Source organism: Amycolatopsis sp. YIM 10, assembly GCF_009429145.1.
Taxonomy (GTDB): Bacteria; Actinomycetota; Actinomycetes; order Mycobacteriales; family Pseudonocardiaceae; genus Amycolatopsis.
This window is the reverse complement of sequence record NZ_CP045480.1, coordinates 8296831-8311298: the sequence shown is the minus strand read 5'-3', so window position 1 is coordinate 8311298 and position 14468 is coordinate 8296831. Positions and strand designations below refer to the sequence as shown.

Here is a 14468-nt window from a genome sequence, read left to right as displayed (position 1 = left end):
GAGGGCTACAGAAATGGGGTTGGGACCTGATGCGCTCCCTTGACCGGATCGAAACCGAGCTGGACCTGGAGTCCGTGCCCTATCTGCGGGATCTGGAGCTGGCGGGCGTTCCGGTCGTGCCGTCGGCCGTGGTGCTGGAGATCGCGAGCGCCACCGCGGCGATCGCCGAGCAGGGCGAAGCGATGGTGGACGTGCGCCTGCCGGAGCCGTTGGTGCACACCGAAAACGACACCGTCGAACTGGTGGCGGACCTCTACCAGACCTCGGCCGGCGCCTACGGTGTGCGCATCCACCGCGCCGACTGGGCGCGGACGGTGCACGTCCAGGCCCAGTTCGCGCCCGGCAGCAGTGCCGAGAAAACCGCCGACCCGATTCCGCTGGCCGACATCCGGCGCCGCTGCGTCCAGCCCGTTTCGCGAGCCGAGTTCTACGCCGATCTTTCCGCGCTCGGTATTTCCTGCGGGGCCGCGCTCGACTGCGTGGAATCGGCATGGCGCGGAAACCAGGAAATGCTGGGTTCCGTGCGTTCCGCCGTTTCCGACGCGGAATCCGAACTTTACCGTTTACACCCTGTCATGCTGGAAGCGGCGCTGCAACCCGCGTTCGCACTTCTCACTCCTTGGACGGGAAGCGGTTGGTACCTCGGCGGAATCGACCGGTTCGAGATCCACCGCGAAGGCGCCACGGTCGCCTGGACGCACGTCGTGCGCACCGACACCGGCGAAAACCTGCCCGGTACGGCCACCTTCCACATCGGTTTGCTCGATGCGGATGGTTACGTGGTCGCGGAACTGACTGGCGTGCAGCTGCGGGTGTTCGGCGCGGGGGAACTGCGCCCACCACGGCTGGAACCGCCGTCCGGTGCCGAAATCCGCGAACTGGCCGGTGATGAGCGGCGAGACACCGTTCACACGGCCCTGCACCGGTGGCTGGCCCAGGCGATGCGGATCGACGCCGACTCACTGGACCCGCGCCGGGAACTGCGGTCCTACGGCATCGACTCGTTCATGGGAATGGAGTTGAAAGCGCTACTGCAACGTCACTGGGAAATCGATATCCCGGTGACCTTGCTCTTCGACGGCCGCAGTGTGGAAACGCTCACCGAGGATGTCGTTCAGCGGTTCTCGGGTCAGCACGCGAACAGGATTCAGCGCCGGGAACATGGTGAAATCTCGCGTCTGTCGCGTGGTCAGGAAGCGCTCTGGTCCATTCACCGGTTTGCCGCCGAATCCGGTGCCTATCACGTGGCGACCGCGTTGCGCGTGCTTTCCCCGCTGGATATCGACAAGCTGGAGAACGCCTGGCTGACCGTGGTCGCCCGGCACGGACTCCTGGGCGCGACCTTCGGCGAGGACGACCAGGGACCGTTCTACCGCCCCGGTTCGGCGATCGACTTCGACTGCGTCGACGCCCGCGAAGTGGCCGACTTCGAGCGCGTGCTCGCCGACGAAGCCGATCGCCCCTTTGTCCTGGAGGACGCGGTACCCGTGCGGCTGCGCGTCTACCAGCGCCCGGACGGTGAGTTCGTGTTGCTGCTCTGCGCCCACCACATCGTGGTCGACATGTGGTCCTGCGTGGTGCTGCTGGAGGACCTGGCACTGGCGTACGGCGATGGGACCGAGGCGCCGCCGCCTGCCGTCGAGTACGCCGACTTCGTGGACTGGCAACGGGAACTGGTGGCGGGCCCGGACGGCGACCGGCTGTGGGACTACTGGCGCGACCGGCTCTCCGGGGATCTGCCGGTGCTCGCGCTGCCTGCCGACCGGCCGCGCCCCGCGGTGCAGTCGTTCCGCGGGGCCAGCCGGGTGTTCGGGATCGGCCGGGAGCTGACCGAGCGGCTGAAGGAACTCGGCGTCCGTTGTGGAGTGACACCGTTCGTGGTGCTGCTGTCGGCGTATCAGCTGTTGCTCCACCGCGAGACCGGGCAGGAGCGGGTGATCGTCGGTTCGCCGATTTCCGGGCGTGGCCGGAGCGAGCTGGAACGGACCGTCGGTTACTTCGTGAACCCGGTACCGCTGATCGCCGACTTCACCGCCGGAATGTCCTTCGAGGACGCTCTGCGGCAGGTTCAGGAGGTGGTGCTCGGTGCGTTCGAGCACGAGGACTTCCCGATGGCGGAGATGGTCGAGCGCCTGGCGCCGGAGCGTGATTCGTCGTATTCCCCGCTGTACCAGACGATGTTCGTGATGCAGCGCTCCCAGGCGTTCGATCAGGAAGGGCTCGCACCGCTGGCGGTCGGTGCGGGAAGCCGCCTCCAGGTCGGCGAGAGCGAGGCGATCGAGCTGCACTCGCTGGTGGTCGAGCCGGTGACCGTGCCGCGCAACTGGTCGATGTTCGACCTGACCTGGATGGTCGCCGAGTCGGACGACGGGTTCCTGGTTTCGGTGGACTACAACACCGACCTGTTCGACGAGAGCACGGTCGACCGGTTCCTGGAGCACTTCCGCGTGCTGCTCGACGGGGTGACCGGCGAGCCGGAGCGGAGCGTGGAGCGCGTTCCGCTGCTCGCGGCGGCCGAGCACGACCTGATGGTGCGGCAGTGGAACGACACGGCCGTGGACTTCGGCGCCGCCGCGGCCGGACGCGTGCACGAGGGTGTGTGGGCGGCCGGCGCGTGCTTCCCCGATGCCACCGCGGTCATCGCGAACGACGGCTCGGTCACCTACCGGGAGCTGCTGGCGCGGGCGTCGCGGATCGGCTGGTGGTTGCGGGAACAGGGCGCGCGACCGAACCAGCTGGTCGGCGTGTGCCTGGAGAAGTGCACCGACCAGGTGGCCGCGGTACTCGGCGTGGTCGCGTCTGGCGCGGCTTACCTGCCGCTCGACCCGGGCCTGCCGCAGGCGCGGCTCGTCGAGCTGATCGAACTCGGCGAGGTCACCCAGGTGCTCACGCGCTCGGGCATCGAACTGCCCGACGGCGTGACCCGCCTCGATCTGGACGCCGAGAACTTGGCGAGCTACCCGGCGGACATGCCGGACGTCGTGCAGGCTCCGGCCGATCTGGCGTATGTGATCTTCACGTCGGGGTCGACGGGTGTGCCGAAGGGCGTGATGATCGACCACCTCGGGGTGCTGAACACCGTGGTGGACATCAACCGGCGGTTCGACGTGACGCCGGACGACCGGGTGCTGGGGCTCGCGTCGCTGAGTTTCGACCTGTCGGTGTATGACATCTTCGGTCCGCTGTCGGTGGGCGCGGCTCTGGTGCTCCCCGCCCCGGACGGCGTGAAGGACCCGTCGCACTGGGTCGAGCTGATCGACCGGCACGGCGTCACCGTCTGGGACTCCGTGCCGATGTTGCTGCAACTGCTGGTCGAGGCGCCGGAGGCGAATGCCACCACCCTCGCGTCGCTCCGGGTGGGATTGCTCTCGGGTGACTGGATTCCGGTGTCGTTGCCCGAGAAGGTGTGGGCGCTGAACCCGGAGATGAAGATCTTCAGCGGTGGTGGCGCGACGGAGGCGTCGATCTGGTCCATCACCTACCCGATCACCGAAGTCGATCCGAGCTGGACGAGCATTCCCTACGGCCGTCCGCTGTCCAACCAGCGTTTCTACATCCTCAACAGCGCGCAGGAGCCGTGTCCGGTCGGCGTCGCGGGAGAGCTGTGCATCGGCGGCGTCGGTGTCGCCCGCGGCTACTGGCGCGATGAGGAACGGACGAACGCGAGCTTCCTGCCCGACCCGTTCTCCGATGACCCGCGTGCCCTGCTCTACCGCACCGGTGACCTGGGGCGCTGGCGCAAGGACGGCGTGATCGAGTTCCTGGGGCGCGTGGACCACCAGGTCAAGATCCGCGGGTTCCGCGTGGAACTGGGTGAGATCGATGCGGTGCTGTCAGCGCATCCGGCGGTGGCCGAGTCGGTGACCGTGGTGCACCAGGACGGCGCGAACCGGCGGCTGGCCTCCTATGTGGTCACCGACGCCGACCCGGCCGAGCTGCGCGATTGGGTGCACTCCCGGCTGCCGGAGTACATGGTCCCGGCGGGCGTCACCCTGCTCGACCGGCTTCCGTTGTCCTCCAACGGCAAGGTGGATCGTTCGGCGTTGCCGGAGCCGGTGTGGCAGGCGGCCGACGAGTTCGTCGAGGCCCGGTCGGAGCAGGAACGTGTGCTGACCCGGATCTGGGCCGAGGTCCTGGGAGTCGAACGCGTCGGTGTGCGTGACAACTTCTTCGCGCTCGGTGGTGATTCGATCCTGTCGATCCAGATGGTGTCGCGGGCGGCTCAGCACGGCATTCACCTGACGCCCGCGCAGGTGTTCCGCGAGCAGACCGTGGCCCGGCTGGTCGAGGTGGCTGGTCAGGGGCCGGTGGTGGTCGCCGAGCAGGGACCGGTGGTCGGTCCGGTCGAGTTGGGGCCGGTGCAGCGCTGGTTCTTCGGGCTCGAACTGGAGAACCGCGACCACTGGAACCAGAGCGTGGTGCTCGAAGCCGACGTCGAACCGGACGCCGAGCGCGTGGCCAAGGCGCTCGAAACCGTGCTCGACCGGCATGACGTACTGCGTTCCCGCTTCATCCGCGAAGACGGGCAGTGGCGTCAGGAACAGTTGGCCGAGGCCACCGCGCCGGTCGTCGATGGTGATCCGAACCGCGGGCTGGACATCGAACACGGACCATTGCTCCAAGCCGCGATCAGCGGCAACACCGTCACGATCGCCTGCCACCACCTGGTGATCGACGCGGTGAGCTGGCGCTTCGTGCTGGAGGACTTCGAACGCGCCTACCTCGGTGAAGGCGAACCGCCCGCGAAGACCACCTCGTTCGCGGAGTGGACCTCACGGCTCGCCGGTTACGACGCGAGCGACCAGATCGAGTACTGGCGCGAGATCCTGGGCACGATCACCCCGCTGCCCGCCGACCACAACGGTGAGGACACGCACGCCACCGCGGTCACGCGACGGGTTCTGCTCCCGGCCGCCGCCCTGCTGGACGCGGGCCGCCGGATGAAGGCCCGGCCGGACGAACTCGTGCTGACCGCGTGGGCGCGGGCGCTCACCGAATGGACCGGTCGCGACGGCGTCACCATCGATGTCGAGGCCCACGGACGCGAGGCGTTGTCCGACGACGTCGACCTTTCCCGGACGGCCGGCTGGTTCACCGCGATCCGCCCGGTGCACCTGCCGGTCGGCGGCACCGACGAGATCGGCGCCCTGCGCGCGGTGAAGCGGTCGCTGCGCTCGGCCCCGGACCAGGGCATCGGCTACGGCCTGCTGCGAGAGCGGATCGGCCGGGACGCGCCGGTGCTGTTCAACTACCTCGGCCAGATCGACCAGGCCGGGACGGTGTTCACCCTGCGCTACGAACCGGCGGCCAACGGCGCCGGGTACGCGCCGGAGAACCGGCGTCACCACACCTTCGAAATCAACGCCGGCCTGCACCACGACCAGCTGCTGATCGACTTCACCTACTCGTCGGCGCAGCACGAGGGCACCACGATCGACGGTCTGCTCGACAGCGTGCGGCGCCGGCTCACCGCGCTGACCGACTCGACGCAGGCTGCCTTCATCCCGGAGGACTTCCCGCTCACGCAGGTCACCGAGGCGGAACTGGAACGGATCGCGGTCACCTCGATCGACGACCTGTACCCGGCGACACCGATGCAGCAGGGCCTGTTGTTCCACACGCTTTCCGCGCCCGACTCCGGTGTCTACATCGAACAGATCCGGCTGCGTTTGTCCGGCGAGCTGCGTGTGTCGACGTTGTGCGACGCGTGGGAGCGGACCGTGCGGCGGCATCCCGCGTTGCGCACCGCGCTCGCCTGGCAGGATCTCGCGACGCCGTACCAGGTGGTGCACACCAGGGTCGCCGCGCCGATCGTCATCGAGGAACGTGACGACCTCGGCGAACTGCTGCGCGAGGACCGCACGGCCGGGTTCTCGCTGTCCGACGCGCCGCTGATGCGACTGCGGCTCGTCCGCGCCGACGACCGGACCTGGGACCTCGTCTGGTCGCACCACCACGTTGTGCTGGACGGCTGGAGCGCGGCGCTGGTGCTGGAGGACTTCTTCACCGTCTACCGCGCATTGGTGGCCGGGGAGGAACCGCCCGCGGTGACGGCCCCGCCATACCGTGACTACGTCGAATGGCTGGAGGCGCAGGACCTCGGCGCGGCGGAGGAATACTGGCGGACGCACCTCGCCGGGTTCACCGAGCCGACGCGGCTGGGCATCGAGCAGGTCATCGCCTCGACGGCCCGTCGCCCGGAGGCTGCCGAGTCCACTGTGGAACTGCCGAAGGAGCTGTCGGACCGCGCCCGCGAATTCGCCCGCTCGCACGGGCTCACGCTGAACACGGTGCTGATGGGCGCTTGGTCGCTGCTGCTGTCGCGGTATTCCGGTCAGCGGGACCTGGTCTTCGGGGTCACCTCGGCCGGGCGTCCGGCGGAAGTGTCCGAAGTGGAGCGGATGATCGGCCTGTTCATCAACACGCTCCCGGCGCGGGTCGGCGTGCCCGTCGAGCAGCGCGTCGCCGACTGGCTGCGCGACCTCCAGCGGGTGGAGACCGAACGCCGCCGATACGAGAACACCCCGCTGACCAAGGCACACGAGTGGAGCGACGTCGCCGGCGGCACCCCGCTGTTCGACCACATCTTCGTGGTGGAGAACTACCTGCTCGACGACTCGGTGTTCCAGGTGGACGAAGCGCTGCGGGTCTCGGACTACCGCTCCTACGAGCAGACGAACTACCTGCTGGCGCTGGTCGTGGAACCGCTGGAGCGGCTCACCCTGCGCACACGGCACGATCCCGACCGGCTCACCGCCGACACCGTGGACCGCCTGCTCGGCCACTTCGAGGTGCTGCTGGACGGCGTGATCTCCGCGCCGGAGCGGCCGGTCGGTGAGGTGCCGCTGCTCAGCGCGGCCGAGCGGGATGTGCTGGTGCGCCAGTGGAACGACACCGACGAGGACTTCGGTGTGACTGGTTGTGTGCACGAGGGTGTGTGGGCGGCCGGTGCGCGGTATCCGGAGGCTCCGGCGGTCATCGCGCATGACGGCGTGCTGACCTACGGCGAGTTGCTGGCGCGGGCGTCGCGGATCGGGTGGTGGTTGCGGGAGCAGGGCGCGCGGCCGAACGAGCTGGTCGGCATCTGCCTGCCGAAGGGCGTGGAGCAGGTCGCGGCGGTGTTGGGCGTGGTGGCTTCGGGCGCGGCTTATCTGCCGTTGGACCCGGGATTACCGCAGGCCCGGCTCGCCGAGTTGATCGAACTCGGGGGTGTTACCCGGGTGCTGACCGGTTCGGCGGTGGAGCTGCCTTCGGGCGTTACCCGACTGGATCTGGATGTCGAGGACCTGGCCAGCTACCCGGCGGACATGCCGGACGTGGTGCAGTCGCCGACTGATCTGGCGTATGTGATCTTCACGTCGGGGTCGACGGGTGTGCCGAAGGGTGTGATGATCGATCACCTCGGGGTGCTGAACACGGTGGTGGACATCAACAAGCGGTTCGAGGTCACGCCTGAGGATCGTGTTCTGGGCTTGGCGTCGTTGAGTTTCGACCTGTCGGTGTATGACATCTTCGGTCCGCTGTCGGTGGGCGCGGCTCTGGTGCTCCCGGCGCCCGAGGGCGTGAAGGATCCGTCGCACTGGGTGGAGCTGATCGAGCGATACCGGGTGACGGTGTGGGATTCGGTCCCGATGTTGTTGCAGCTCCTGGTGGAGGCGCCCGAAGCGAGCGCGGATCGGCTTGCCCCGCTGCGGGTGGGGTTGCTGTCGGGTGACTGGATTCCGGTGTCGTTGCCCGAGAAGGTGTGGGCGCTGAATCCGGAGATGAAGATCTTCAGTGGTGGTGGGGCCACCGAGGCGTCGATCTGGTCGATCTCGTATCCGATCACGGAAGTTGATCCGTCGTGGACGAGCATTCCGTACGGTCGCCCGTTGTCGAACCAGCGCTTCTACGTACTGAACGAGTCGCAGCAGTTGTGTCCGATCGGTGTGGCCGGTGAGTTGTGCATCGGCGGTATCGGGGTGGCGCGGGGTTATTGGGGTGATGAGGAGCGGACGAACGCGAGCTTCCTGCCTGACCCGTTCTCGGACGACCCGCGTGCCCTGCTCTACCGCACCGGTGACCTGGGGCGCTGGCGCAGCGATGGGGTGATCGAGTTCCTCGGCCGCGTCGACCACCAGGTCAAGATCCGCGGGTTCCGCGTGGAACTGGGCGAGATCGATTCGGTGCTGTCGGCGCATCCCGAGGTCGCCGAGTCGGTGACCGTCGTGCACCAGGAAGGCACGAACCGGCGACTGGCGTCCTATGTGGTCGCTCAGGAAGCCGATGTCGCGGCGTTGCGGGAATGGGTTCGCGAGCGGCTGCCGGAGTACATGGTCCCGGCGGGCGTCACCCTGCTGGACCGGCTTCCGTTGTCCACCAACGGCAAGGTCGACCGGTCCGCGTTGCCGGAGCCGGAGTGGCAGGCAGACGGTGAGTTCGTCGAGGCGCGTTCGGCCACCGAGAAGGCGTTGGCCGGGGTTTGGGTCGAGGTGCTGGGCGTCGAACGCGTGGGCGTGCACGACAACTTCTTCGCGCTCGGTGGTGATTCGATCCTGTCGATCCAGATGGTGTCGCGGGCGGCTCAGGCCGGAATCCACCTGACGCCCGCGCAGGTGTTCCGGGAGCAGACCGTAGCCCGGCTGGCGGAGATGGTCGGGGAGAAGCGTTCGTCGATCCAGCGGCGCGAACGCGGGGTCGTCTCGCGGTTGTCCCGGGGACAGGAAGCGCTCTGGTCAATTTATCGATTCGCCGACGAATCGGGGGCTTACCACGTCGCGACCGCGATGCGCGTGTTGTCCCCATTGGACACTGAGCTGCTGCGGTCCGCGTGGCAGACGGTGGTTTCCCGGCACAGCCTGCTCGGCGCGGTGTTCGGCGAGGACGATCAGGGCCCGTTCTACCGGATCGATCCCGGTGCGGTAGCGGATTTCGACGTGGTGGACGCCCGTGCGGTGGCCGATCTCGAAACCCTGGTGGCCGACGAAGCCGACCGTCCGTTCGAGCTGACTGAAGGATCGCCGGTCCGCCTCCGCGTGTTCGAGCGCGACGGCGAATCGGTGCTGCTGATCTGCGCGCACCACATCGTGGTCGACCTCTGGTCGTGCGTGGTACTGCTGGAAGAGCTGGCGCTCGAGTACCGGGGTGAGGCGTCCACGCCGCCTCCGGCCGTCGAGTACGCCGACTTTGTGGACTGGCAACGCGAACTCCTGTCCGGCGCCGACGGTGACCGCCTGTGGGAGTACTGGCGCGAGCGGCTCGACGGCGACCTGCCGGTGCTCGCGCTGCCCGCCGACCGCCCGCGCCCGCCCGTGCAGTCGTTCCGCGGTGCCAACCGCGTGTTCAACGTCGGCGAGGAGATTTCCGATCGCCTGAAGGAACTCGGCGCCCGGCTCGGGGTGACACCGTTCGTGGTGCTGCTTTCGGCGTACCAGCTGTTCCTGCACCGCGAGACCGGGCAGAACCGGATCGTGGTCGGCTCACCGACGGCGGGCCGCGGTCAGCCGGAGATCGACAACGTGGTCGGGTACTTCATCAACCCGCTGCCGATGGTCACCGACTTCACCGCGGAGATGTCCTTCGAGGACACTCTGCGGCAGGTTCAGGAAGTGGTGCTCGGGGCGTTCGAGCACGAGGACTTCCCGATGGCGGAGATGGTCGAGCGGCTCGCGCCGGAGCGTGATTCGTCGTATTCCCCGCTGTACCAGACGATGTTCGTGATGCAGCGGACGCAGGCGTTCGACAACGAGGGTCTCGCACCGCTGGCGGTAGGCGCCGGGAACCGGCTCCAGGTGGGTGAGGGCGAGACCATCGAACTGCACTCGCTGGTGGTCGAACCCGCCACCGTGCAACGCCGGTGGTCGATGTTCGACCTGACCTGGATGGTCGCCGAGTCCGATGACGGGTTCCTGGTTTCGGTGGACTACAACACGGATCTGTTCGACGAGAGCACGGTCGACCGGTTCCTGGAGCACTTCCGCGTATTGCTGGACGGCGTGGTCGCGGCGCCGGAGCGGCCGGTCGGTGAGGTGCCGCTGCTGACCGAGGCCGAGCGGACCCAGCTGGTCCACGAGTGGAACGACACCGACGAGGACTTCGGTGTGACTGGTTGTGTGCACGAGGGTGTGTGGGCGGCCGGCGCGTGCTTCCCCGATGCCACCGCGGTCATCGCGAACGACGGCTCGGTCACCTACCGGGAGCTGCTGGCGCGGGCGTCGCGGATCGGGTGGTGGTTGCGGGAACAGGGCGCGCGGCCGAACGAGCTGGTCGGCATCTGCCTGCCGAAAGGCGTGAACCAGGTCGCCGCGGTACTCGGCGTGGTGGCTTCAGGCGCGGCTTACCTGCCGTTGGACCCGGGCCTGCCGCAGGCGCGCCTGGCCGAACTGATCGAACTCGGCGGCGTGAAGCAGGTTCTCACCTTGTCCGAAGTGGACCTTCCGCCGGTCGAGATCCGGCTCGACCTGGACTTGGATCAGCTGACCGGGTTCTCCCCGCAAATGCCGGACGTGGTGCAGGCTCCGGCCGATCTGGCGTATGTGATCTTCACGTCGGGGTCGACGGGTGTGCCGAAGGGTGTGATGATCGATCACCTCGGGGTGCTGAACACGGTGGTGGACATCAACAAGCGGTTCGAGGTCACGCCTGAGGATCGTGTTCTGGGCTTGGCGTCGCTGAGTTTCGACCTGTCGGTGTACGACATTTTCGGTCCGCTGTCGGTGGGCGCGACTCTGGTGCTCCCGGCACCCGAGGGCGTGAAGGACCCGTCGCACTGGGTGGAACTGGTCGATCGGCATGGGGTGACCGTCTGGGATTCGGTCCCGATGTTGCTGCAACTGCTGGTCGAGGCGCCGGAGGCGAATGCCACCACCCTCGCGTCGCTCCGGGTGGGATTGCTCTCGGGTGACTGGATTCCGGTGTCGTTGCCCGAGAAGGTGTGGGCGCTGAACCCGGAGATGAAGATCTTCAGCGGTGGTGGCGCGACGGAGGCGTCGATCTGGTCGATCTCGTACCCCATCACCGAAGTCGACCCGAGCTGGACGAGCATTCCCTACGGCCGCCCGCTCTCCAATCAACGCTTCTACGTACTGAACGAGTCGCAGCAGCTGTGTCCGATCGGTGTGGCCGGTGAGTTGTGCATCGGCGGTATCGGGGTGGCACGCGGTTATTGGGGCGATGAGGAGCGGACGAACGCGAGCTTCCTGTCCGACCCGTTCTCCGATGACCCGCGTGCCCTGCTCTACCGCACCGGTGACCTGGGGCGCTGGCGCAAGGACGGCGTGATCGAGTTCCTGGGGCGCGTGGACCACCAGGTCAAGATCCGCGGGTTCCGCGTGGAACTGGGCGAGATCGACTCCGCGCTCACCGCGCACGAAGCCGTCTCCGATGCGGTCACCGTGGTCCACGGCGAAGGCACCGGCAAGCGGCTGGCGTCCTATGTGGTCACCGACGCCGACCCGGCCGAGCTGCGTGGCTGGGTGCACTCCCGGCTGCCGGAGTACATGGTCCCGGCGGGCATCACCGTGCTCGACCGGCTTCCGTTGTCCTCCAACGGCAAGGTGGATCGTTCGGCGTTGCCGGAGCCGGTGTGGCAGGCGGCCGACGAGTTCGTCGAAGCCCGTTCCGACCAGGAACGCGTGCTCGCCGAGATCTGGGCCGACGTGCTCGGCCTGGACGAAGTCGGGGTGCTGGACAACTTCTTCGCGCTCGGCGGTGATTCGATCCTGTCGATCCAGATGGTGTCGCGGGCGGCTCAGCACGGCATTCACCTGACGCCCGCGCAGGTGTTCCGCGAGCAGACCGTGGCCCGGCTGGTCGAGGTGGCTGGTCAGGGGCCGGTGGTGGTCGCCGAGCAGGGACCCGTGGTCGGTCCGGTCGAGCTGGGGCCGGTGCAGCGCTGGTTCTTCGGGCTCGAACTGGAGAACCGCGACCACTGGAACCAGGGCGTGGTGCTGGAGTCGAGCATCGAACTGGATCCGGATCTGGTCGCCGACGCACTCGGCAAAGTGGTCGCGCACCACGACGTGCTCCGGTCGCGGTTCGCCGGCCGCGCGCAGGAGCAGCTCGAAACCGACGAGGTGCCGGTCGAGCTGATCGACGGCGCCGGCCGCGACGCCGACGTGGTGATGGTCGAGGCGGTCCGCGCCGCGCATTCGGGTCTGGACCTGGAGAACGGGCCGTTGCTGCGTGCCGTGGTGGTCGATCTCGACGACGCGCAACGGCTCGTGCTCGCCTGCCACCACCTGGTCGTCGACGCGGTGAGCTGGCGATTCATCGTCGAGGACTTCGAACGCGCTTACCTCGATCAGGGCGAGTTCCCGCCGAAGACCACCTCATTCGCGGAGTGGACCTCGCGCCTGCGTGACCACGACGTCAGCGACCAGGCCGACTACTGGCGCGAAGTGGCGAGCACGATCACGCCGCTCCCGGTGGACCGTGCGGGCCAGGACGTTCATGCCAGCGCGACCACCCGTCGCCTGGTGCTGCCCGCGGACCTCACCGCGGAACTGGTCGAGAACGCCCGCCGGACCAAGGCACGCACCGACGAACTCGTGCTCACCGCGTGCGCGCAGGGCCTCGCGGAGTGGAGCGACCGCTCGGGCATCACCATCGACGTCGAGGGCCACGGCCGCGAGCCGCTGTTCGACGACGTGGACCTGACCCGGACCGCGGGCTGGTTCACCGTGATCCGCCCGGTGCACCTGCCGGTCGGTGGTGCGGAGGCGGCCGAGGCCGTCCGCGTGGTCAAGCAGGCGTTGCGTGAGGCGCCGGACAACGGCATCGGCTACGGCCTGCTGCGCGAACGGCTCGGCCTACCGGACGCGCCGGTGCTGTTCAACTACCTCGGGCAGGTCGACGAGTCCGCCACCGGCGACTCGGTGTTCCGCCTGCAACTGGACAACCCCGCCTGGGCGAGCGCCGCGCAGGCACCGGAGAACACCCGCCACCACACGCTGGAGATCAACGCGGGCATCCACCACACCGAGCTGGTGCTCGACCTGACCCACTCGACCGAACGCCACAGCGACGCCACCGCCGCCGACCTGCTCGACGGCATCCGGCGGCGGCTGGAGGTGCTCGCCGGGCACGCCGACGCGGCCGCGCACACCAGCGACTTCCCGCTCGCCGGGCTCAGCCAGCAGGCGCTCGACGACCTCATGGCCAAGATGGAAGGAAACGCCGGTGCCTAGGACCATCAAGGACATCTACCCGCTTTCCCCGGTCCAGCAGGGCCTGCTCTTCCACACCCTGTCGGCGCCGGAGTCCGGGGTGTACTTCGAGCAGTTCAGCGTGCGGCTGGAGGGCGAGCTGAACGCGACCGCCTTCCGCGACGCGTGGGACCGGCTGGTGCACCGGCACGACGTGCTCCGCTCGGCCGTGCAGTGGGAGGGCCTGGACACCCCGGTGCTGGTGGTGTTCGACCGGATCGAGCTGCCGTGGTCCGAAGAGGACTGGCGCGGCCTGACCCCGGACGAGCAGGCCACCCGGTTGTCGGAAACCCTGGCGGCGGACCGGATCGAGGGCTTCGACCTCGGTACCGCGCCGCTGCTGCGGGTCGGTCTGTACCGGCTGGCCGACGACGCGTGGCAGGTGGTCTGGAACTACCACCACCTGCTGCTCGACGGCTGGAGTTCCGCCGCCGTGCTCCGCGAGCTGTTCCTGAACTACGTGGCGTTGTGCGCGGGCGAGGAACCGAAGCTGCCGCCGGTGCGGCAGTACCGCGACTACATCGGCTGGTTGCAGCAGCAGGATCTCGGTGCGGCGGAACGGTTCTGGCGCGAACTGCTCGACGGGGTGACCGAGCCGACGGTGCTCGGCATCGACCGCACCGCCGACGGATTCCGCGGCGACGAGGACTACGACCGCCGCGAGCTGGTGCTCCCGGCCGAGCTGGCCACGCGACTGGAAGAGGTCGCCAGGGAACGCAGGCTGACGGTGAACACGGTCTTCCAGGCCGCGTGGTCTCTGCTGCTGTCGCGGTATTCCGGCAGTGACGACGTGGTGTTCGGCGTGACCTCGTCCGGGCGTCCGGTGGAACTGCCCGGGGTCGAGGAGATCGCGGGCATGTTCATCAACACCCTGCCCGCGCGCGTGCGGATCCCGGGTGACCGCACGATCGCGGACTGGCTGCCGGAGTTCCAGCGCGAGGAAACCGAGCGGCGGCAGTTCGAATTCAGTCCGCTGGCCAAGGTCCAGGACTGGAGCGAGGTGCCCTCAGGCGCCACCCTGTTCGACAGCATCCTGGTGTTCGAGAACTATCCGACGGACTTCTCCGTGCTCGACGAGGTCCGGGATCTCCGCGTCACCGAGCTGTTCGGCATCGAGCAGACCAACTATCCGCTGACCCTGCTGATCGAACTCGGCGCGCGGACCAAGCTCAAGGTGTGGTTCGACGAGACGCGGATCGACGCCGACGTCGCCGAGCGCCTGCTCGGGCACCTTCGCGCGCTGATCGAGGAACTTATCGGGGATCCGGGGCGCCGGGTCACCGA

The 14468-nt window shown here is 68.2% G+C and carries 1 protein-coding gene and 1 pseudogene; both read left to right on the top strand.

Annotated features, from left to right (window positions below; translation table 11 throughout):
- Positions 1-29 precede the first annotated feature (29 nt).
- Positions 30-13166, top strand: a complete 13137-nt coding sequence (locus YIM_RS39160; RefSeq protein ID WP_153035172.1) for a non-ribosomal peptide synthetase — start codon at positions 30-32, stop codon at positions 13164-13166.
- A pseudogene (locus YIM_RS50175) lies at positions 13159-14445 on the top strand (condensation domain-containing protein); the annotation flags it as partial. The gene YIM_RS39160 and the pseudogene YIM_RS50175, both read left to right, overlap by 8 nt.
- Between the last annotated feature and the right edge of the window lie 23 nt (positions 14446-14468).

Coding starts and splice junctions, on each gene's coding strand:
- YIM_RS39160 (WP_153035172.1), top strand. CDS start 30: ATGCGCTCCCTTGACCGGATCGAAACCGAGCTGGACCTGGAGTCCGTG.